This is a genomic window from Sulfitobacter sp. 15WGC, from assembly GCF_005068605.1.
GTDB lineage: Bacteria > Pseudomonadota > Alphaproteobacteria > Rhodobacterales > Rhodobacteraceae > Sulfitobacter > Sulfitobacter faviae.
In genome coordinates, this window is the sequence record NZ_SZNL01000013.1 from 79,655 (window position 1) to 100,725 (window position 21,071).

Sequence of the window (21,071 nt, forward strand, 5' to 3'; positions counted from 1 at the left end):
TCGTCGAAAGTGATCTCAGCCATTGGCCAGCTCCCGCGATCTGTCCGCCGCGGCGGCGACCGCGCGCTTGAGAAGGGGCGGGAAGCCTTCGGCCTTGTCCATCAAAACCTCAAGCGCCGCTTGGGTCGTGCCATTGGGGCTGGTGACGTTGACGCGCAACTGCGCCGGATCCTCTTCAGCCTGCATCGCCAGCGCCCCTGCCCCGGCGACCGTCGCCTTGGCCAATTGCATCGCCAATTCCTCGGGCAGGCCTTGGGCCACACCGGCGGCGGCCATGCATTCGATCATGTGAAAGACATAGGCCGGGCCCGAGCCGCTGACCCCAGTAACCGCGTCGATCTGCGCCTCTTCGGTCAGGCGGACGACCGCGCCCACCGCGCTCAGCAGCGTTTCGGCTTCATCCAAAGACCGGCTGCCCGCCTTGGCATTGCCGACGATGGCGGTGATCCCTTTGGAGATGGCAGCAGGCGTGTTAGGCATGGCCCGCACAATGGGCGTGTCGCCGCCGAGGACGCTTTCGAAATAGCCGATGGTCGTGCCCGCCGCGACGCTGACGAACAGCGTCTCACCATTGCCCATCGCCTGAAGCGTCGGCAGCGCGTCCGCCATCATCTGCGGTTTGACCGCCACCAGCACCACCGCTGGCGCGGCAGGCAGGTCGGCGTTCAGGTTTACGCCGGTGCCTTGCAGCCAATCGGAGGGTTTCGGGTCCACGACCCAAACCGCGCTTGCCGGCAGCCCCTGCGCCAGCCAGCCTTCTAACATGGCCGATCCCATTTTGCCACAGCCCAGCAAAACCAGACCGTCGCGTGCCACTCTCCCGTCTTTCATCCTATCCCCCGAAGTTGTTCGGGGACTTTGTTACGCCCGGCCGTAAGCCTCTGCAATGGCGACGTCCATCGCGGCCTTGGGGGATTGATCGCCCCAGACGAGCAATTGCAGCGCGGGATAGTAGCGTTCCGCGCTCATGACGGCGGCACCGATCATCGTGTCGATCTGCTCTGGCCCCGCGACCTGTCCGCCAGCCAAAACCAGCCCGTAGCGGTAGACCATCAACTGCTGATCGGCCCAGAAGCTGAAGGCCCCCGCCCAGCATTGATCGTTGACGAGGTTTAACAATTCGTAAAGCTTCGGCAGTTTTTCAGCCGGAGGCTCCATCTCGAAGGTGCAGATCAGGCGCAGCGTTTCGTCATAAGCTGACCATGCCAGCGTGATGGAATAGGTCCGCCACTGCCCCTCGACCGCCATGGCGATCTGGTCATCTGCCACGCGGTCGAATTCCCAATCGTGATGGGCCGCGAGATTTTCAACGATATCAATGGGGTGGATTTCTTCTTCAAGGTAATGCTCGGACAGGGCCATTTCGCCACCTCTCAATCTGTTCCACGGGGCGGGACTTGGCCCACCATGCATGGAAGCCTGCACAAATAGGCGTGTAGGTTCACATCACCTATACAAGATATGGTGCTTGCAGCGGAACAGTCTGGCAAGTTTTTTCTTGGGGATAACCACAATTGATAGGGGATAACCGCAATAACTTGTGGGTAAATCGCGGGAAACGTCTATAAATTGGAGGGAGAGGGCGCGAGGGGCCGCAAGCGGCCCCTTTCCACGCGGGGGATCGCCACCCCAGACCGGGGCGGCTGATCGAATTCTATCGGGTTCAGTCCTTGGCTTCGAGCTTGTCGAGCCGCGCTTTCAGCGCTTCGTTCTCTTCGCGGGCCTTCTGCGCCATGGCGCGCACCGCGTCGAACTCCTCACGGGTGACGAAATCACGATCGGCGAGCCAACGGTCGAGCATGCCCTTGAAGGCGGTCTCGGCCTCGTCCTTGGCGCCTTGGGCGACGCCCATCGCGTTTGTCATCATCTGTGAAACATCGTCGAAAAACTTATTGCGGGTCTGCATGTCTGGCCTCCGGAGGTTTGTTAGCCTCTATATGGGGCGCGACGCCCTTGCTCGCAAGGTTGACTTCCCCGCGCGGCCTTGCTCAATCAGCAGCATGATAGCCATGCTCCCCTTCCCCGATATCGCGCCGGAAATCTTTTCGGTGACCCTGTTTGGTTCCACCTTCGCGCTGCGCTGGTATGCGCTGGCCTATATCGTGGGCATCCTGCTGGGCTGGCGCATTGCCACTGCGGCGGTCAAACGCCCCCATCTGTGGAAGAACGACACGCCAGTCATGAAGCCCGGTCAGGTCGAGGACCTGCTCTTTTGGGTCATTCTGGGCGTGATCCTTGGCGGACGCATGGGCTATGTGCTGTTTTACCAACCGGCCTATTACCTGTCGAACCCCGCGGCGATCTTGCAGCTTTGGGAGGGCGGCATGTCCTTCCATGGCGGGGCGCTTGGGGTCATTCTGGCGGGGCTTTTCTACACATGGCGGCACCGGATCCCGGTGATTTCGACCGGGGATATGGTCTGTCTGGGGCTGGCGCCGGGGCTGTTTCTGGGGCGGCTGGCGAATTTCATCAATGCCGAGCTTTGGGGCCGCCCGACCGATCTGCCTTGGGGCGTGGCCTTCCCCGGTGAGGCGGCGCAGTTCTGCCCCGATGTGGCGGGCATCTGCGCGCGCCACCCCTCGCAGCTTTATGAGGCGCTGCTGGAGGGGCTGCTCTTGGGCGGCGTGTTGATCTGGATGGCGTGGAAACGCGGCGCGCTTAAAATGCCGGGGCTGATCGGCGGCACTTTCCTTGCAGGCTATGGCGCGGCGCGGTTCGCGGTGGAATTCCTGCGCCAACCCGACGCGCAATTCGTCACCCCCGGCAACCCGCTGGGGCTGGCGTGGCATATCGGCGGCTGGGGGCTGACCATGGGGCAAATCCTATCGCTGCCGATGATTGCCGTGGGCGTCTTCCTCATCATCCGAGCGCGGCGGCAGGCATGAGCCTGAAGGACCATCTGCTCACACGGATCGCGCTGGAAGGGCCGATGCGGCTGGACGCTTATATGCAGTCCTGCCTGCTGCATCCCGACTGGGGGTACTACACCACCCGCGCGCCTTTCGGCCCGGAGGGGGATTTCATCACCGCCCCCGAGATCAGCCAGATGTTTGGCGAGTTGATCGGCCTCTCGCTGGCGCAAAGCTGGCTGGATCAGGGCGCGCCCTCCCCCTTCACACTGGCCGAGCTTGGGCCGGGCCGGGGGACATTGATGGCCGATATTCTGCGCGCCACGGCGCGGGTGCCGGGGTTTCAGGCGGCGGCACAGGTCACGCTGGTCGAAGCCTCTCTTTCTTTACGCGAGGTGCAGCGCGAGACGTTGCGAGGGGCCGAGGTCACTTGGGCCGAAAGTGCCGCTGACCTGCCAGATGCGCCGCTGTTCCTCGTCGCCAATGAGTTTTTCGATGCCCTGCCAATCCGGCAGTTCATCCGCCAAGGCGCAGGCTGGGCCGAGCGCCGGGTGGGCGCGGCAGAGGGGGCGCTGACCTTTGGCCTCGGCCCCGTGACCCCACAGCCCGCCCTTGCCCATCGGCTGGAAGATACGAAGGACGGCGACCTTGTTGAGCTTTGCGCCCCGGCGGCGGAGATCATGCAAGAGATCGGCAAACGCATCGCCGCCCATGGCGGGGCGGGGCTGATTATCGACTATGGCGATTGGCGCGCCTTGGGCGACACGCTGCAAGCGCTGGAGAACCACAGCCCCGCCGATCCCCTCGCCAATCCCGGGCAGGCCGACCTGACCGCCCATGTCGATTTTGAGGCGCTGGCCCGCGCCTGCCCCTGCCCCCATAGCCGCGTGGTCACCCAAGGCGTTTTTCTGGAGCGGTTGGGCATCACCCCCCGCGCGCAGAAACTGGCCGAGGCGCTGACCGGCGACGCGCTCAGCAACCATATTGCCGCACATCGACGGTTGACGCACCCGGCGGAAATGGGAAACCTGTTCAAAGTGATGGGGCTCTACCAAAAAGGTCAGACGCCGCCCCCGGGGACAGAAGTATGACGCTCGAAATTCTGACATCCGATGCGCTTGCGCCTTTGCGGCACGGGTTTTTCACCCGCCGTGGCGGCGCGTCATCGGGGGTGTTTTCCGGGCTGAACTGCGGCAGCGGCAGCTCGGACCAGTCCGAGATCGTGCGCATCAACCGCGCCCGCGCCGCCGAGGCGATGGGCCTGCCTGCCGACCATCTTGTCGGCGTACATCAGGTGCATTCCGCCACTGTCGTCACAGTGACGGAGCCGCAGGACGACAAGCCCCGCGCCGATGCCTTGGTCACCAAAACCCCCGGCATCGCCCTGTCGATCCTGACCGCTGACTGTCAGCCTGTGCTCTTCGCCGATGCACAAGCCGGTGTGGTGGGCGCGGCCCATGCAGGCTGGCGCGGCGCGCTTGACGGGATACTCGAGGCGACGGTCGACGCGATGGTCGATCTCGGCGCCACCCGCGAAAAGATCACCGCGGTGATCGGCCCCTCCATCAGCCAGCGCGCCTATGAGGTCGGGCCGGAGTTTCTGGACAACTTCATGAATGCCGACCCCGAGTTTGCCCGCTACTTTGCCCAAGGCGAAGGCGACCGCCTGCATTTCGACCTGCCCGGCTTTGGTCTCAACCGGCTGCGCGCGGCAGGCGTGGGCCATGCGGAATGGACGCGGCATTGCACCTACGCCGATGCCTCGCGATTCTATTCCTACCGGCGCACGACCCACGCCAAGGAAGCGGACTATGGCCGCTTGCTCTCGGCGATCACCCTCTGAACGGGGCGAGATTGCGGCAAGGCCTGCCCGTTTCGCGCCGCATTGCTGTCGCGAAATTTGGCATAATCAGCCCCTTGCGGCGCCATTGTTTCCAGCGCCCCCTGCAAACCACCGAAACTTAACACTTTTCGAAGTATGGCAAAGGCGCCCAAAACTGCCCTTTGAAGCCGCCAAATTCCCACAAGTTTCTCGCCCTCGGTCAAAAACCGGCCCGATTGCACTGCGATAGTGGATGCAACGATGCCCGCGTGACCCGAAGAGGAACAGAGCCATGAAAAAGAACCCGCGCTTCATCAAATCCGTTGTCGAGACAGCGGCCAAGACCGACACCGTCATGCCATGGGCCCGCGGTGCGCGCCGCGCCGCTTTCATCGCCAAACGCTCCGGCAACGCCCCGGTGCGCAAGACCGCCTGAAAAGTTTCCCCCGGTACCGGTGCCACGCGCCCGGTATAGCAGACCGCCCCTCGTGACGTTGATTCGTTGCGAGGGGCGTTTTCATGCGAATATGGCGATCACGCACCCGGCCCGGAAACAGCCCCCGCATTCCGCCTAGATTGGCGCGCAAAGCGCAGCACTCAGGCCGGATATTTTGACAAATCCCGCAGAACATGGCGCAGTATCCGTCAGCCCGCGCCGGTGCATGCCGCCCACGGCACCGCTGAGCCGGGCCGACAAGGGGTTTTGCATGACTGACACCGCCACCAAAGCCGAAGGCCCGCCGCCCGCGCCGATGCGCAGCTATGAAGTCGCCGCGCTCCGCGCCGATGGGTCGCTCTATATCGGCCAAGACACCGCCCCCGCCGCGCCGCTTTTCGAAGCCGCTTTCGCGGCCTTCGCTCACGGGACGCCGATCCAAACGGTGCAGGGCGACATTGCCATCGAAGATCTCCAGCCCGGCGACATGATCCACACGAGTGCCGGAGGTCCGGCGCAGTTGATCTGGATCGGGTCGAGCCGTTTCATCCCAGCGGACAGTGGGCGGCTGCCCCTCATCCGCATCATGCCCGACAGTTTCGGCGAGGGGCGCCCCATTTCGTTCCTCACTCTCGGCCCCGCCGCGCGGGTGCTCCAGACGCCGCCCCACCTGCGGGCCGCGGCGGAGGGCAGCCGCCTGCTCACCCCGCTGCGCGAATTCGTGGATGGGGTTAATGTGATCGAGGTCACCCCGCCAACCCCGGTGCGCCTGTTTCACATCTGCCTGTCGCGCCATGCGGTGATCAAGGCAGGCGGGCTAGAGATGGAGACCTTTCATCCCGGCGTTCAAGCGCTGCGCGAGGTGGCACCCGACCTGCGGGATCGCTTTCTATCCATGTTTCCGCAGATCGCGCATGGGCGGGATTTCGGCCCCCTCGCCCATCCCCGCGCGCCTGAAGCGGCAGAAGACCGCGCCGACAGCTGAACTCAAGGCGCGGTCGACAGCCGCGCTTCCAACACGTCGAAGGGCACGCCGGGCTCATCCTTGGCCCCGCGGATCACGAGGCTGGTCTTCACGCTTTCCACATTGGGCGTGGTCAGCAATTGCCCGGTCAGGAAGCTTTGAAAGCTCGACAAATCCGGTGCCACGCATTTCAGGATGAAATCGACTTCCCCGTTGAGCATATGGCACTCGCGCACCAGCGGCCAACCACGGCATTTCTCTTCAAACGCGCTCAGATCAGCCTCGGCCTGACTGGCCAGCCCGACCATTGCGAAGACCTGCACCTCAAAACCCAGTTCACGCGCATCGACATCCGCATGATAGCCTTTGATATAGCCCTGCTCTTCCAAGGTGCGCACGCGGCGCAAACAGGGCGGTGCAGAGATCCCGACGCGTTTGGCCAGTTCGACATTCGTCATCCGGCCATCAGATTGCAACTCGGCCAAGATCATCCGGTCTATCGGATCAAGTCGTGTACCCGCCATAACATCCTCAGTGAATTTTCGATTCTTATAGCAGCCTGCGTGGTGCGCGCAATAAAGTTTCACACAAGCGCAATATTCTTTATCACGGCCCTTGAGGCCAGCCGCCCGTCTGTTCACGCAAGCGTAATGACGGGGCGGTGACGGCAGGGGTTTAACGGCTTCGCGGCTATCGCTATATGAGGCGGGCAATATCAATGACAGCCCGGGGGCGCCAGATGGCCGAGACACGTAAAACCAAGGTACTGATCATCGGCTCCGGCCCTGCGGGCTATACCGCCGGGGTCTACGCAAGCCGCGCCATGCTGGAGCCGATCCTCGTGCAGGGGATCGAGCCGGGCGGCCAGCTGACCACCACCACCGAGGTTGAGAACTGGCCCGGCGACAGCGAGGTTCAGGGCCCCGACCTGATGATCCGTATGCAGGACCATGCCAAGGCCATGGGGACTGAAATCATCGGCGACATCATTACCGATCTTGATCTGTCCAGCCGTCCGTTCCATGCCAAGGGCGACAGCGGCACGACTTACGTCGCAGATTCCGTGATCCTCGCCACCGGCGCCCGCGCGAAATGGCTGGGGCTGGAGAGCGAAGAGAAGTTCAAGGGCTTCGGCGTCTCGGCCTGCGCTACCTGCGATGGGTTCTTCTACCGCGGTCAGGAGATCGTGGTCATTGGCGGCGGCAACACCGCCGTGGAAGAGGCGCTGTTCCTCACCAACTTCGCCTCCAAGGTCACGCTGATCCACCGCCGCGATGAGCTGCGCGCCGAGAAGATCCTGATCGACCGGCTGATGAAAAACCCCAAGATCGAGCCGCTGTGGTTCCATGAGTTGCATGAGGTCTACGGCACCGACAACCCGCTCGGCGTCGAAGGCGTGAAGGTCAAACACACCGAAACCGGCGAGATCACCGACATTCCCGCCAAGGGCGTCTTTGTCGCCATCGGCCATGCGCCTGCCAACGAGTTGGTCAAAGATACGCTGGAAACCCACATGGGCGGCTATGTCGTGACCAAGCCCGACAGCACCGAGACCTCGATCCCCGGTGTCTTTGCCGCCGGTGACCTGACCGACCACAAGTACCGCCAAGCGGTCACCAGCGCCGGCATGGGTTGCATGGCCGCACTTGAGGCCGAGCGCTTCCTTGCCGAAGTGGGCGATGACGAGGGCAAAGATACCTCCCTCCCGCTGGGCTACGGGGCCGAGGTGAAGGAAGACGTTTAAGTCAGACGAAGGCGCGGCGGAGATAATTCTGGTTTCCGCCGCCCCTCAGCACCCGAATTGCAGGCTACCCTCGGATCATGGGATTTCGGCCTTTAACGGGGTGACACCCCTTAGTTCTATAGACTTTTCACATCTTTTGCAGCTATGGCAGCCGGGACCGAAGCCGCCTGTTCCCTGAAGAAAAGTGATAGTCATGATGCCCAGCAACCTCACGCCGATCCCCGAACTCTACGTCTCTTACGAGTCGTCGCAAAAGCTGAAGGTGGAGGCGGGCAATCTGGTGAGCCTCGACCTCACCCCGCGCCAGATCTGCGATCTGGAACTCTTGATGAACGGCGGCTTCAACCCGCTGAAAGGGTTCTTGGGCGAAGAGGACTACGACAGCGTGGTCGAGAACATGCGGCTGGCCGATGGCACGCTTTGGCCGATGCCGATCAACCTCGACGTAAGCGAGGAATTCGCCGAGAAGCTCGAACTGGGCCAGGACATCGCCCTGCGCGACCAAGAAGGCGTGATCCTCGCCACCATGACGGTGACCGACCGCTGGACCCCGAACAAGGCACGCGAAGCCGAGAAGGTCTTCGGCGCCGATGACGACGCCCATCCGGCGGTGAACTACCTGCACAATCAGGCCGGCAAGATCTACCTTGGCGGGCCGGTGACCGGCATCCAGCAGCCGGTGCACTACGATTTCCGCGGCCGCCGCGACACGCCGAACGAGCTGCGCGCCTATTTCCGCAAGCTGGGCTGGCGCCGTGTCGTCGCCTTCCAGACCCGCAACCCGCTGCACCGCGCGCATCAGGAGCTGACCTTCCGCGCCGCCCGCGAGGCGCAGGCCAACCTGCTGATCCACCCCGTTGTCGGCATGACCAAACCCGGCGACGTGGATCACTTCACCCGCGTGCGCTGCTATGAGGCGGTGCTCGACAAGTACCCTGCCGCTACCACCTCCATGTCGCTCTTGAACCTCGCCATGCGCATGGCTGGCCCGCGCGAGGCCGTCTGGCACGGGCTCATTCGCAAGAACCACGGCTGCACCCATTTCATCGTTGGCCGCGACCACGCTGGCCCCGGCAAGAACTCCGCCGGGGAGGATTTCTATGGCCCCTATGACGCGCAGGAATTGTTCCGCGCGCATCAGGAGGAGATGGGCATCGAGATGGTCGATTTCAAACATATGGTCTGGGTGCAGGAACGCGCGCAATATGAGGCCATGGATGAGATCGAGGACAAAGACAGCGTCACCATCCTGAACATCTCGGGCACCGAGCTGCGCCGCCGCCTGCGCGAAGGGCTGGAGATCCCTGAGTGGTTCTCCTTCCCCGAGGTCGTCAAGGAGTTGCGCCGCACCTCCCCGCCGCGCTCGAAGCAGGGGTTCACCGTCTTTTTCACCGGCTTCTCCGGTTCGGGCAAATCCACCATCGCCAACGCACTGATGGTCAAGCTGATGGAGATGGGCGGCCGCCCGGTGACGCTGCTCGATGGTGACATCGTGCGGAAAAACCTCAGTTCTGAGTTGGGCTTCTCGAAAGAGCACCGCGACCTGAACATCCGCCGCATCGGCTATGTCGCCTCTGAGATCACCAAGAACGGCGGCATCGCCATCTGCGCACCGATTGCGCCCTATGCCGCCACCCGCCGTGCGGTGCGCGAGGATGTGGAAAACTTCGGTGCCTTCGTCGAGGTGCATGTCGCAACCTCCATCGAGGAATGCGAACGCCGTGACCGCAAAGGGCTCTACAAGCTGGCGCGGGAGGGCAAGATCAAGGAGTTCACCGGTATTTCCGACCCCTACGATGTGCCGCAGAACGCCGAACTGGTGCTGGAGACCGAGAATGTCGAGGTCGACAACTGCGCGCATCAGGTGTTGCTGAAGCTCGAAAACATGGGGCTGATCGCGGGGTAAGCCGATCAGTCTCTGCCAAGAACAACGCAGCCCCTCGGGGCTGCGTTTTGCGTTTGGGGTCAGGCCACCTCGGGCATGAAGACTTGGCCCGACATCACCACACGCCCCTGCCCCGCCACGCGGACACCGGTGATCGCATTGCGCGGGCCGAGTACTTCGACCTCCGCCCGTCCGGGGCGGCCCATGAGGTGACCTTGTTCGGCCACGAAATTCGGGCTCTCGAACAATCCACGCGCCCAGAGATAGGCCGCCATGGCACCCGTCGCCGAACCGGTGAAAGGGTCTTCGGCGGGGCTGGGCGGGGCCAGCAGCAGCCGCGCATAGGTATTGCCCGCAGCGGCCGCGCCTTCGAGGGTGACCCAGAAGGGCTCCATCATATCGCTGCCCTGCCCCAGATGGGCGTTATAGGCCGCGAGCGCCTCGGGGTTAAGCTTCAGCCTTTCCAAAGCAGCGCGACTGCGCAAAACGGTGATACAGAACGGCAGCCCGGTAGAAACTACCTGCGGCGGGGCGATGATATCCTCGGGGGCCACCCCGCCCACCTTGGCGACGAGATCGGCAGGCACTTCTTCCCCGAAGACCGGCGCGATCTGGGTCATGGCGATTTGGGAGCCGCGCACCTCGACCTCGACGATCCCTGCGCCAGTCTCCAACCGCAGCGGCCCTTCGCCGATCAACCCGCGATGGCGCAGCGCTGCGACGGTGGCGATGGTGGGATGGCCCGCGAAGGGTATCTCACGACTGGCGAGGTAGTATTTCACCCTGAAATCCGCGACCTCCGACGGGCCGGTAAAGGTGCATTCCACGAGGGATGTTTCGCGCACATAGGCCATGCATAGCTCATCCGGCAGCCCTGCCCCGCCATGCACCACGGCGCAGCCATTGCCGCCGAAGACTTGGTCGGTAAAGGCGTCTACCCAGTCGAAATCGAAATCCATAAGACCGCTCCCAATAAAAAAAGGCCGCAGCGGACTGCGGCCTTGCATCGGGCTTAGCGTATCGTCGTGCCGGGCGGCGTCAATGCACCATCACTGGCCGGTAGTCATGCTCTCGCGCCAATGAGAAGGCGAGTTTCTGATCGCCGACCAGCGCCAGCTGCTGCCCTTCGGCATCATGAACGGCATAGAGAAGCTCAAGCCCCTCGGCTTGATCGCGCACCTCGCGCGGCAGATCGGCGACAGCGATTGTTTTGACATAGACCATACGGTCGTTTCCGTGGGTGATTGCGTCTTGCATGATGTTACCCCTTCTTGATCTTGATGGTTTGAACCACCGTTTCAGGCTTGGCGCGGGTCAGGTCGACATGCAGCAGACCATTCTCCATAACCGCTTCGCCCACATCGACCCCATCGGCCAGTACGAACGAGCGTTGGAATTGACGCGCGGCGATTCCACGGTGCAGAAACACCCGGTCTTCGCCATCGTCGGACTGACGCCCACGGATCACGAGCTGTCTATCCTCAACGGTTATCGACAGATCCTGTTCCGAAAAACCCGCCACCGCCAGCGTGATGCGATAGCTGTAGTCCGAGGTTTGTTCGATGTTGAACGGCGGATAACCTTCGTTTCCGGCCTTGGCGCTGCGTTCGAGCACCCGTTCCAATTGTTCAAACCCGAGCATATGCGGGTAAGAGGCAAGCGTTAATTTCGTCATGCGACACGTCCTTATCAGGTCAAGCGACAGTGTTTCACAGGCCCCGCAACCGGCAGCCCGTTGCATTGAATATGGGGGGGCTTGGGCAAGGGCGCAAGGGCTATGCCAAATGATCTCAACCGCTTATATTCAAGGTTCAGATGCCCAACGGAATCACCTGCCCATGAATGCCCCTACCGATCTGTCGATGAAAACGGACGAAGTGCTGCGTGTCGAGCTTGAGGTCTTTCGACGGGAACATCGCGATTTGGATGACGCCATCCATGCGCTGGTCGAACGCGGCACCGGGGATCAACTGACCCTGCAACGGCTCAAGAAACGCAAACTGCGCCTCAAGGATTTGATCGCCCAGATCGAAGACCGGCTGACGCCCGATATCATCGCCTGACCCATTATCCCCATGACCCGCGGCAATCGGCGTTGCCAGATGGGCCGTGATGGGTATAGTGCGCGCTCTGATCCACCAAGAGAAGGCCCGCAGCAATGACCACGCCCCCGGTTGGCATCATCATGGGGTCCCAGTCCGACTGGGCCACCATGCGCGAAGCAGCAACCCTGCTGGACGAGCTTAACATCCCCTTCGAGGCGCGCATCGTTTCGGCCCATCGCACCCCGGACCGGCTCTGGGACTATGGCAAGACGGCGGTGGACCGAGGTTTGCAAGTCATCATCGCGGGCGCAGGCGGGGCGGCGCATTTGCCGGGCATGACGGCCTCCAAAACCCGGGTGCCGGTGATCGGCGTGCCGGTGCAGACCAAGGCGCTGTCGGGTGTGGATTCGCTCTATTCCATTCTGCAAATGCCGCGCGGTTTCCCGGTCGCGACCATGGCCATCGGTGCCGCAGGCGCGGCCAATGCCGCCCTGATGGCTGCGGGCATCCTTGCGCTGCAAGACCCGGAATTGGCCAAGCGGCTGGACGATTGGCGCGATGCGCTCAGCGCTTCGATCCCCGAGGTGCCGCATGACTGACCCCCTGCAAACCGGCGCCACCATCGGCATTCTGGGCGGCGGCCAATTGGGCCGCATGCTTTCTGTCGCCGCTGCACGGCTTGGCTTTCGCACCCATATCTTCGAGCCGGGCGCCAACCCGCCCGCCGCCGATGTGGCCCATGCGGTGACCACCGCCCCCTATGACGACCACAAAGCGCTGGAGGCTTTCGCCCGCGCCTGTGACATCGTCACCTTCGAGTTTGAGAACATCCCCACCGAAGCGCTCGACGTGGTCGAGGCGATCACCCCGCTGCGCCCGGGCCGCGAGGCGCTGCGCATTTCCCAAGACCGGCTGACCGAGAAAACCTTCCTCGGCGATCTTGGCCTGCGCGTGGCCCCTTTCGCCGATGTGACCGACGCCGCCAGCCTCAAGACCGCCGTGGCCCAAATCGGCACGCCCGCGATCCTCAAGACCCGCCGTTTCGGCTATGACGGCAAGGGGCAAGCGCGGCTGAAAGACGATGCCGACCTCGACGCCGCCTGGGCCGAGATGAACGGCGCGCCTTCCGTGCTCGAAGGTTTCGTGAACTTCAGCGCCGAGATCTCAGTCATCGCCGCGCGCAGCGCCACGGGAGAGGTCGCCTGTTTCGACCCTGGTGAGAATGTCCACCGTGACGGCATCCTGCATACCACCACCGTGCCCGCCAAGATTAGCAACGCACAGCGCACCGACGCGGTGCTGCTTGCCGGTCGCGTGCTGAATGCGCTGGATTACGTCGGCGTCATGGGGGTCGAGCTTTTCGTCACGCCGCAGGGGCTGATCGTGAATGAGATCGCCCCGCGGGTGCATAACTCTGGCCATTGGACCCAGAACGGCTGCACCATCGACCAGTTCGAGCAGCATATCCGCGCCGTGGCCGGATGGCCCTTGGGCGATGGGCAGCGCTATGCGGATGTGGTGATGACCAACCTCATCGGCGATGACATGGACCGCGTGCCCGAACTGGCCCGCGCCCGCGACACCGCGTTGCATCTTTACGGCAAGGCCGAGGTCAAACCGGGCCGCAAGATGGGTCATGTAAACCAGATCACCCGCGGCTGAGGTCAGCCGAAGAACCGATCCGCCACCGCGCCGGACATAAAGCTCACCCGCCCCGCCGCGAAAGTGGCGGCGACGCGGCCCGTGGCCTTGTCCAAGACGACGATATCGGCGCGTTTGCCCGGCGCCAGCGTGCCGCGATCCGAAAGCCCCAAGACCTGCGCCGGCCCGGCTGAGACCAGCGCCCAAGCGCCCGCAAGGTCCAGCAATCCGCTCTGCGCCAGCATCAAGGCGGCGCGGCGCGGCGAGGGGTAATGGTAATCCGACGCCAGCGCGTGACAGAGCCCCATGGTGATCAGGTCCAGCGCCGAAAGGTTGCCGTTATGCGACCCGCCGCGCACCACATTGGGCGCGCCCATGATGACCGCATCCCCCGCTCCATGCGCGGCCTCGGCGGCCTCCTGCGTTTCGGGGAATTCCGCCAGCGTCACGCCCCGCGCCCGCCAAAGGGCGCGGCCCTCGGCGGTCTGGTCATCATGGCTGCCCATCTTAACGCCACGCTGCGCCAGTTCCGCGCAAAGCCCGTCCAGCGCCGCGGGCACCTCATCGCGCCGTGCGTGCATCTCCTGCATCTGTGCCAAATGGCTCTCCGGGCTGCGCCCGGCCTTCAGCGCCTGCCCGACCAGCCGTTTCGGGGTCTTGCCCGCCGCCAAACGATCATGCGGCAGGTGATCGTTGAACACCACATAGCCCACGCCCCAATCCGCCATGCGCTGCGGCAGGCTGTCGTAGAGGTCGAGCATATGAGTCTCGAACCGAAGCTGCGGGCGGATGTCGGTGACCAATTCCGGCGCGGTGTCGCGGATGCCACTAAAGACCTGATCTGCGAACGCCAGCCCCCGCAGACCGCCTTCCCAGCTGACGAATTGCGCCAAAACCGCGGTGGTCATGCCATTGGCCGCGAGCTCTGCCTCCGCTGCGACCAGCCCTTCGGACAATTGTTTCATCGCCCCGCGACGCGGTGCCAGATGCCGCTCGAACGCGTCGCCATGCAGATCGACGATCCCTGGCAAGACTTGAAAGCCGGTCAGATCGACAGGCCGCCCGGCCGGGGCATCGGCAATCACCCCATCGGAAAAAGACAACGGCGCACGGCTCAGCCCCTCGGGGTGAAGCACATCCGCATTGACGAGATCAAGGTTTGGCATCGTCCCCTCCCACCCCCGGCAGGCAGCCCGCTTCCGGGCAGCCGATCGCATTCAGGACGCCATCGATAAAGGTCATCGACCGGTCAAAACTGCCGGTTTTCAGAAAGGCCATGGTCTGGGCGATGACGCGCGGGTTGTTCATCATGAAGGTATGGGTCACCGGCAGGACGATATGGTCTTTCATCCCCGCCACACGGGTCGAGGCGACCGAGACCTTTCCGTCATCCGGCCCCGGCAAAAGGCTCGAAAAATAGGGGTTTAGCGACTGTGAGCCGGCAATCACGCCCAACTCGAAAGGGACCGGCGGCAATTGGTTCGGCAAGGCCGCATCATCGGTGCCGATCTCGGCCCCCGCGGGGCCGTTCAACCATTCGAACGCAGGGTTCTCGACCAGTTCGTCCACCACTTCGCTGCCGTGATTGGGCGGCCCTAACATCACCACGCGCCCGACCCGGTCGGCCCCGGCCTCGGCCACCCATTTGCGCACCAAGATACCGCCCATGGAATGGGTCACGAAATCGATCCGCGCGGTGCCGCAGGTCTCAATCGCGCGCGGCAGGGTCTGTTTCGCCAATTCCGCGATATTGGCCTCAGTCGAAGGGTAGCCCGGGCGCACCACGCGGTAGCCTTCGGCGGCCAAGGCGGCTTCCATCACGGCAAAAGACATTTCGGTCCTAGCCAGCCCATGCAGCAAAACAACACAGCGCCCCGCCGCGTTTTCGGCCGCGGCAGGCAGGGGGATCGCCAAGCAGATCGCGGCAATCAGCAGGGTGAAAAATCTCATCATGCCCTCCAGATAGACTGATTGCCCCGACTGTGAAATGGTCTTGGCGCGTTACCTGACGAAAGTATGCCGATGCCCCGACCCCGCCCTCGATTGGCCGCCCGCGCCGTGCTGCTGCACGAAGGGCGGCTGCTGCTGGTCAACGCCTATGCCGATGATCGGCTGGGCCTAATGTGCGCCCCCGGCGGTGGGGTGGAGGCCGGCGCCTCCCTCCCCGACAACCTGCGCCGCGAGGTGTTTGAGGAAACGGGCCTCACGATCTCGGTCGGTGCGCCCTGTCTGGTCAATGAGTTCCACGACCCCGGCGGCGATTTTCATCAGGTGGATATCTATTTCAGATGCCACATCCTCGGATCCGCCCAAATCGCCCCCGATTGGCAAGACCGGGAGGCCATCGTCACGCGGCATCGATGGGTCACCCAAGCGGAACTGGCACAAGTCCCCCACAAGCCCGATAGCCTCGGCACAGTCGCTTTTGGCCCCGAGGAGGCGGCGATCACCTACGATCCTTTGGAGCCGATTTTGCGCTGAGCGCCCAAGCGATCCCGCCCAGCACCAAGGCCGTCGCGAGGATAAGCGTCAAGCTGAGCGGCTCACCCAAGAGCAGCGCCCCGGCGAGGATCGCGATGATCGGCACGCTCAGCTGTGCCACCGCCGCCGTGCCCCCGTCGATCCGCGTCAGCACCGCATACCACAGGGCATAGCCAAGGCCCGAGGTCACCCCGCCGCAAAGCGCGCCCAACAAAAGCCCCGCCAGGCTGAAATGCGATCCCATAAAAGCAGGCAGGATGAGCATGAACGGCAAACACAGCAAAAAGTTTGCCGAAGTCGCCGCCAGCGGATCGCCCGATGTGCGACCGATGATCGTATAGGCGGCCCAGCCGATCCCCGCCAGAACCATCAGTCCGGCGCCGATTGGCTCCGTGGAACCCTGCCCATCCGGCCAGAGGACCAAAACCAAGCCCGCAAAAGCCGCCCCAGCCCCTGTGATCTGCCGCGTGGTGGGCGCCGCGCCGGTCAAAGCGGCGTAGGTGAACATGGTAATCTGCACCACGCCAAAAAGGATGAGCGCCCCGAGCCCCGCGTCCAACGTCAGATACGCCAGACTGAACCCGATCATATAGACAGCGAGACTCACGGCCCCGCCGATCCTGTTGCGCCGCAAAAGCGGCAGCCGTCCACCCCGCAGCGCAACCAAGATGCCCAAAACCAATGCCCCCGCACCGACCCGCACAAGGGCAAAGCCCGCCGGATCGATATGCCCGCCGTCCACCGCCATTCGGGTCAAAATTGAGTTCGCCGCAAAAGCGCACATGGTGAGGGCGGAAAGAAGGAAAAGCTGCATGACCTCTCGCTTAGCCTCACTCTCGAGCCGCGCCAAGCGCGGAATGCCTTTTGCATAAGGTTCTAACTGGGACGTGATGATCTTCTCCTTCATATTGAATGATGTGATGAGATAAGGCGGTACGCGCGCTGCAATTCGATAGTGGCGGCAGAGGGGTTCCATGGCTCCCCGGGGTTTTACCTATGCTATGTCATAGCCACGCCCTCCAAACGCACGGATACAGTCGTACCACGCTCATTACAGGTGGATACCAAACAGGCATGGCCCCCATAGGCCGCCGCGATTTTGCGAACCAAGGCCAGCCCCAAGCCCGACCCTTCAACCTCATCGCGCGATCGCAATGTTGTCATCGGCTGGAAGACACGCTCATGATAACGCGGCGGTATTCCCGGCCCATCATCGGAAACGGTAACTATCATGGCCGCCCCTTCGGTTTTTACAACCACCTCGACCCGCCCGGAACACCGATCATGATGCTTGATCGCGTTTCCAATCAATGCGGCGAAGAGACCGTGCAAGTCCTGTTCGTCAATGCGGACAAAATCGCACCCAAAGTAGTGGTTAATCTCAAAACCCCTTGGCAGCCCGACTTCCTCTACCGCGGCATCAAAGGCCTGCCGAAGCTCAACCTCAGACACATTGCGGCCCCTTCCGGCGCGCGAGTATTGAAGCAGGTCAACCAGCATCCGATCCAACCGCCGCGTATGCCGCTTCATCAAGGCGATGGAACTATGGACCGCAGGGCTTACCTCCAGCCCCGCGTCCTCAATATCCTCGGCGATCCATTCAGGCAGTTCCAACAACGCGCGAATGGAGCCGCGCAGATCGTGGCTCACCAAATGGATAAATTCCTCTGCATCCGCCCCGGGAGGCTGCGGCGGTTCGCGCGAGGGTAGCTCATGGCCTGCAGGTAGCTTTAACAGCCGCTGCGTCATATCGCGACCTCCCAGCGATCAGCGTAAGAGCGAACTACCCCGGGCGCGCGAACTAAAACTAGCGGCTCCATTAAGCGATCTCCCTCAGGAGTCGATGCGCCTCGGCCGGATATTTCGCACGCAGACGCGCCCACCTTTGTATTTGCCTTTCGCGACCAACCCGGCTGGTGATCAGCTGCCATTGCTGTGCCACGCGGGTCAGAGCCATTTTCGGCGAAACCTCGCCCTGAAGCGCCTTATCCAATCCCCTCCCCAATGTTTGGAAATACTCAGACTGTCCTTTCAGATAAAAATCCGGAATCGCCCGCTTAAGCGCCGCGCGATGCACCTCAAGAAAGGATTTTGAATAGGCCGCCTCCACTCCCGGGTCACTGTAGTGCTCATGACGAAAAGGGTCGAAAAACCCATCCGGCTGTCGAACGGCGAGTGTCGACATTGCCGGCGTGACCGCGAAGAGGGCGAATAGGTAGGCGAGTTCTTTCCGGGTCGATGCCGCGCTGATGACAAAGCTCCATCCCCAATTGAAATAGGGGATTTCGAGCAGTTCCTCCCCCACCTGCCCTCCGGGGGTTGGCCCATAAACCATCCGTCCGCGCATCGATGATCGACGAGAGTTAAGGTATTTCTGCGTTCCGCCCCAGCCGATGTTACAATAGACATCGCCCTTCGCGTATCGCGCCCAATTTCCAAACAGCCCCAGGCTCGAAGTTTCGGGGGCAAGGCAGTCCGTGATCGCAATCAACTCTTCTAGCGCCGCGACACCCGGGTCATCTGCAATTTGCGGCGTCATATCGGGGGACAGAGGCCAATAGCCCTTGGCGTGAAACCGCACCCACCATTCCCATGCGAGGTACCCCGGCGTGCGGAACAACAGCCCACCATATCGACCGGCCTCTGGTGCATGAAAAAACCGGATTTGCCGGTCCAATTCCTCCCAAGTTTCTGGCTGAACAAGTGGATAGCCGAAACGATCGGCGTAACGCGCTTGTTCCTCTGGATCGCGAAGCATATCGCGATGGTAGAACATCAAATAGGCGTCGCCATCTGTTTGAAAACCATAGGTTTTACCGTCGAACCTATCTCCTTCTTGGTACAGCATAGGATCGCGAAACCCCGGCGGTTCATAGCGTGCGGCGAAGCCATCCAAGGCATGGACCGCACCCGCGGCCACGAGGTCTGCAACACCAAAAGTCGCGGGCAAAGCCACGTCATATCGCGCCTCCCCGAGCACACTATTGAGCATCAGTTCCGCGTTGATCTGATCGACATGTACTTCTTGCAAGTCGACCTCGACCCCGGTCCGTTCTGTAAAGACCTTTGTGACCGGCTCCAGATTGGCCCGCGACCCTTCTGGCAACAGAACCGAAAGCGTCTTGGCGCTACCTCCCAAATCGCGGACCTGCGCGGCCACCTTTATATCGATTGCCTCCCCAAATGCCGGTGCGGCGATCAGCATGCTGACTCCGGCTCCCAAACCGATAGAAAACTTTCGCCTTGTTAACCTGCGCCCGCATGACACGGTTCAATCCTCCGATCCGCTGCCGGGACATCGTCCCCTCTAGCTGCTGGTTTAAGGGCAAGGCGATTAACATTGCGTTAATCGGTCCCCGCTATTCAGATGACATGAAAACGATGCATCTCCCTTGGCGACTGCTGCAACTTTTCGGCAGCCGCATCAGCACCCGACTCCGGGGGGCATTTCTTCTCGTTGCCGCTATCATCGGTCTCGCGGGTTGGATTGCTACGGGGCAAATGCGCGCTGTCTTGGCCAGCCATGCTCACCTAAGCCAAGCAGCGCTGCCGATGTTGGCCGTGTCCCAACAGATCGAGCGGTCATTGAATGGCGTATTTCTTTTAATTGAACAGTTAAATCAGCAAGGTAACGCTGCCTCATCCTCCGCTCTCAGCCGGGAAATCGGGACAAAGATAAGCAAGATTTCCAAGCTCTTAGATGACGTGTCGAGGTCGGAGATCGCGCCCCCCTTGGCAGCCCGGTTGGAACAGCGTCTGGAGATGGCGCGGCGCGCGACGAATGCGACGGTTGTCAGCCTTCAGGAGATGCGGCATGCGGAGGCGAAGATCGCCTCGACTCTCGATTTTGTCGAGCAAATTCAAGAGCAAAGTCACATCATCATTGATGACCTGGCCTATCGGCTTTCAAGGCAGACCGAAGCCCTTAGGCCTCCGAGTTCCGGCCAGATCCAAAATCCTACGTCCCGCTTTCCAGACCTGCTGTTAAGTGCGGTCAATCTGAATGACATTCGGCTCAGTCTCGATACGCTCATCAACGTCGTCGTGTCGCAGGGGTTAGAGAACCAGCCCTTTCAATTCGAGCGTGCGAAACTGCTTGTCGAAGAACATCTTCAGGATGCCATCACTCGATTACCACGCATCCACGATACGGCCAGCAGGCAGTCACTAGCCCGCCAAATTGATGCCCTGCGTGACGAACTGCTTGGCCCCGAAACCGGTTTTTTCGCCCATACAACGGCCCGCCTGCAGTTTCACAACAACTTTGAGACGCTGCGCGCGGAACACTTGCCCATGATCGTGGAGATCTCCGATATTTCCTCCGATCTGACCCAGAATACCCTAGAGCGAGTGGATGCTGCGACGGCGGCTTTACGGGATACCATCAACCGGGTCATTTGGACGGTGGGCCTCACCATCGCCGCTGCTTTCCTCGTGATTGCCCTGACCAACGGCTTGGTTATCGAACGGCAGTTTAACCGGCGCATCAGACGCTTGACCCAGGCAGTGACCGCGATCGCTCGGGGGAACCTCAACCATCCGATTACCGTGAGAGGGCGGGACGAGCTTGGAGAGATGGCGCGCGCATTGACCGTCTTCCGCACCACGGCGGAGGAGCTGCGGCGCTCGAATATTGAACTGGAGAAATTCGCCTATATCGCTGCGCACGACCTGCGGTCGCCCCTCCGGGCGGTGCATGAATTGAGCCTTTGGGTGCTGGAGGATGAAGACAACGCGCTGAGCGCCGAAAGCCGAAGCTATTTGCTGATGTCTCAACAACGGATCGACCGGCTAAACCGTCTTTTGTCCGATCTTTTGGACTACGCTCGCGCAGGGCAGGACCAGCCTGCGCCGGAGCCTGTCCATCTTGGTCGCTTGGTGACGGAGTTCGCTCGCTACATCGATACCGAAGGCCGTTTCAAAATCACCTTTACCGGGGCGGAGCAGGTCGTCGACGCGCAGCTGACACCCTTGCAGCAGATTTTGAGCAATCTCATCTCGAATGCGATCAAACACCATGACCGGGATCATGGGACGATCCATATCAGTGCACAACGGCGACAGGACCACCTTGTCTGTAAGCGTTTCCTGCCGCCCACCTTCCGTCTGTCATGGTGATGGGTTCATTGGACCCTGTTGATTGTTGGACTGGATTTTCTCCATGGAGACTACATCGGAGGTTCTCCCGGTTGGCGGCCGGGGTC

24 protein-coding genes are annotated in these 21,071 nt (G+C 62.1%); 12 read left to right on the top strand and 12 right to left on the bottom strand.

Annotation, left to right across the window (positions count from 1 at the left end; translation table 11 throughout):
* Window positions 1-15: 15 nt before the first annotated feature.
* The 3 genes from proC to FCK22_RS12565 form a co-directional block, all read right to left on the bottom strand.
* Window positions 16-831 carry a pyrroline-5-carboxylate reductase gene (proC, locus tag FCK22_RS12555; protein WP_067267305.1) on the bottom strand — a complete coding sequence of 272 codons (816 nt, stop codon included), beginning with the start codon at window positions 829-831 and terminating at the stop codon, window positions 16-18.
* Window positions 832-861: 30 nt separating this feature from the next.
* Entirely contained in the window at window positions 862-1,362 is a 501-nt protein-coding gene (locus FCK22_RS12560; RefSeq protein ID WP_067267306.1) for a YbjN domain-containing protein, read from the bottom strand.
* A gap of 301 nt (window positions 1,363-1,663) precedes the next feature.
* Window positions 1,664-1,906 (bottom strand): accessory factor UbiK family protein, encoded by a 243-nt coding sequence (locus FCK22_RS12565; RefSeq protein ID WP_067267308.1) that lies wholly within the window; start codon window positions 1,904-1,906, stop codon window positions 1,664-1,666.
* A gap of 94 nt (window positions 1,907-2,000) precedes the next feature.
* On the opposite strand from FCK22_RS12565, the gene lgt reads away from it, so the two are divergent.
* The 5 genes from lgt to FCK22_RS12585 all read left to right on the top strand — a co-directional run bounded on the left by lgt (window position 2,001) and on the right by FCK22_RS12585 (window position 6,092).
* Window positions 2,001-2,885: a prolipoprotein diacylglyceryl transferase gene (lgt, locus tag FCK22_RS12570; RefSeq protein ID WP_067267310.1), complete on the top strand. Its 885-nt coding sequence runs from the start codon at window positions 2,001-2,003 to the stop codon at window positions 2,883-2,885.
* Window positions 2,882-3,940, top strand: coding sequence for an SAM-dependent methyltransferase (locus FCK22_RS12575; protein WP_067267311.1), 1,059 nt, complete (start codon window positions 2,882-2,884; stop codon window positions 3,938-3,940). The genes lgt and FCK22_RS12575 overlap by 4 nt, the downstream gene beginning before the upstream one ends.
* Window positions 3,937-4,692 (top strand): peptidoglycan editing factor PgeF, encoded by a 756-nt coding sequence (gene pgeF, locus FCK22_RS12580; protein WP_067267313.1) that lies wholly within the window; start codon window positions 3,937-3,939, stop codon window positions 4,690-4,692. Before FCK22_RS12575 ends, pgeF begins: the two co-directional genes overlap by 4 nt.
* 271 nt (window positions 4,693-4,963) lie before the next feature.
* Window positions 4,964-5,107 (top strand): hypothetical protein, encoded by a 144-nt coding sequence (locus tag FCK22_RS18940; protein WP_169306083.1) that lies wholly within the window; start codon window positions 4,964-4,966, stop codon window positions 5,105-5,107.
* A 271-nt stretch (window positions 5,108-5,378) separates the two neighbouring features.
* The gene (locus FCK22_RS12585) at window positions 5,379-6,092 is read left to right on the top strand and encodes a Hint domain-containing protein (RefSeq protein ID WP_067267315.1); all 714 of its coding nucleotides are present in this window, start codon (window positions 5,379-5,381) and stop codon (window positions 6,090-6,092) included.
* 2 nt (window positions 6,093-6,094) lie between these two features.
* Here the strand turns inward: FCK22_RS12585 and FCK22_RS12590 are convergent, their stop codons facing one another.
* Window positions 6,095-6,595, bottom strand: coding sequence for an Lrp/AsnC family transcriptional regulator (locus FCK22_RS12590; protein WP_067267317.1), 501 nt, complete (start codon window positions 6,593-6,595; stop codon window positions 6,095-6,097).
* A 215-nt stretch (window positions 6,596-6,810) separates the two neighbouring features.
* On the opposite strand from FCK22_RS12590, the gene trxB reads away from it, so the two are divergent.
* Window positions 6,811-7,815, top strand: coding sequence for a thioredoxin-disulfide reductase (gene trxB, locus FCK22_RS12595; protein ID WP_067267319.1), 1,005 nt, complete (start codon window positions 6,811-6,813; stop codon window positions 7,813-7,815).
* Between the two features lie 193 nt (window positions 7,816-8,008).
* Window positions 8,009-9,721 carry a bifunctional sulfate adenylyltransferase/adenylylsulfate kinase gene (locus FCK22_RS12600; protein ID WP_067267320.1) on the top strand — a complete coding sequence of 571 codons (1,713 nt, stop codon included), beginning with the start codon at window positions 8,009-8,011 and terminating at the stop codon, window positions 9,719-9,721.
* Between the two features lie 59 nt (window positions 9,722-9,780).
* On the opposite strand, the gene FCK22_RS12605 is transcribed toward FCK22_RS12600, so the two are convergent.
* From FCK22_RS12605 to FCK22_RS12615, 3 genes are all read right to left on the bottom strand, one after another.
* Window positions 9,781-10,659 (bottom strand): PhzF family phenazine biosynthesis protein, encoded by an 879-nt coding sequence (locus FCK22_RS12605; RefSeq protein ID WP_067267322.1) that lies wholly within the window; start codon window positions 10,657-10,659, stop codon window positions 9,781-9,783.
* A 79-nt stretch (window positions 10,660-10,738) separates the two neighbouring features.
* Window positions 10,739-10,957 carry a DUF1150 family protein gene (locus FCK22_RS12610; protein WP_007119022.1) on the bottom strand — a complete coding sequence of 73 codons (219 nt, stop codon included), beginning with the start codon at window positions 10,955-10,957 and terminating at the stop codon, window positions 10,739-10,741.
* A gap of 4 nt (window positions 10,958-10,961) precedes the next feature.
* Window positions 10,962-11,375: an Hsp20 family protein gene (locus FCK22_RS12615; RefSeq protein WP_067267324.1), complete on the bottom strand. Its 414-nt coding sequence runs from the start codon at window positions 11,373-11,375 to the stop codon at window positions 10,962-10,964.
* 163 nt (window positions 11,376-11,538) lie between these two features.
* On the opposite strand from FCK22_RS12615, the gene FCK22_RS12620 reads away from it, so the two are divergent.
* From FCK22_RS12620 to FCK22_RS12630, 3 genes are all read left to right on the top strand, one after another.
* Entirely contained in the window at window positions 11,539-11,763 is a 225-nt protein-coding gene (locus FCK22_RS12620; protein WP_067267347.1) for a DUF465 domain-containing protein, read from the top strand.
* 95 nt (window positions 11,764-11,858) lie between these two features.
* Window positions 11,859-12,344 (top strand): 5-(carboxyamino)imidazole ribonucleotide mutase, encoded by a 486-nt coding sequence (gene purE, locus FCK22_RS12625; protein ID WP_197470991.1) that lies wholly within the window; start codon window positions 11,859-11,861, stop codon window positions 12,342-12,344.
* On the top strand, window positions 12,337-13,407 hold the full coding sequence (locus FCK22_RS12630) for a 5-(carboxyamino)imidazole ribonucleotide synthase (protein WP_067267326.1): 1,071 nt from the start codon (window positions 12,337-12,339) through the stop codon (window positions 13,405-13,407). Before purE ends, FCK22_RS12630 begins: the two co-directional genes overlap by 8 nt.
* Before the next feature lie 2 nt (window positions 13,408-13,409).
* Here FCK22_RS12630 and FCK22_RS12635 read toward each other — a convergent pair whose 3' ends face one another.
* Both FCK22_RS12635 and FCK22_RS12640 read right to left on the bottom strand, forming a co-directional pair.
* Window positions 13,410-14,552, bottom strand: a complete 1,143-nt coding sequence (locus tag FCK22_RS12635) for an alpha-D-ribose 1-methylphosphonate 5-triphosphate diphosphatase (RefSeq protein ID WP_067267328.1) — start codon at window positions 14,550-14,552, stop codon at window positions 13,410-13,412.
* Entirely contained in the window at window positions 14,539-15,339 is an 801-nt protein-coding gene (locus tag FCK22_RS12640; RefSeq protein WP_136720456.1) for an alpha/beta fold hydrolase, read from the bottom strand. The genes FCK22_RS12635 and FCK22_RS12640 overlap by 14 nt, the downstream gene beginning before the upstream one ends.
* A 63-nt stretch (window positions 15,340-15,402) precedes the next feature.
* Between FCK22_RS12640 and FCK22_RS12645 the strand changes: the two genes are divergently transcribed.
* Complete coding sequence (locus FCK22_RS12645) at window positions 15,403-15,867, top strand: NUDIX domain-containing protein (RefSeq protein WP_067267329.1); 465 nt, start codon at window positions 15,403-15,405, stop codon at window positions 15,865-15,867.
* Here FCK22_RS12645 and FCK22_RS12650 read toward each other — a convergent pair.
* From FCK22_RS12650 to FCK22_RS12660, 3 genes are all read right to left on the bottom strand, one after another.
* The gene (locus FCK22_RS12650; protein WP_067267353.1) at window positions 15,833-16,681 is read right to left on the bottom strand and encodes a DMT family transporter; all 849 of its coding nucleotides are present in this window, start codon (window positions 16,679-16,681) and stop codon (window positions 15,833-15,835) included. The two genes, FCK22_RS12645 and FCK22_RS12650, sit on opposite strands and share 35 nt — an antisense overlap.
* Before the next feature lie 185 nt (window positions 16,682-16,866).
* A complete protein-coding gene (locus tag FCK22_RS12655) occupies window positions 16,867-17,616 on the bottom strand; it encodes a HAMP domain-containing sensor histidine kinase (RefSeq protein ID WP_082852124.1) in 750 nt (249 codons plus the stop codon).
* 70 nt (window positions 17,617-17,686) lie between these two features.
* The gene (locus FCK22_RS12660; RefSeq protein WP_231886424.1) at window positions 17,687-19,072 is read right to left on the bottom strand and encodes an extracellular solute-binding protein; all 1,386 of its coding nucleotides are present in this window, start codon (window positions 19,070-19,072) and stop codon (window positions 17,687-17,689) included.
* A gap of 56 nt (window positions 19,073-19,128) precedes the next feature.
* Here FCK22_RS12660 and FCK22_RS12665 point away from each other — a divergent pair, with 56 nt between their 5' ends.
* Entirely contained in the window at window positions 19,129-20,985 is a 1,857-nt protein-coding gene (locus FCK22_RS12665) for a HAMP domain-containing protein (RefSeq protein ID WP_136720457.1), read from the top strand.
* Window positions 20,986-21,071: the final 86 nt, after the last annotated feature.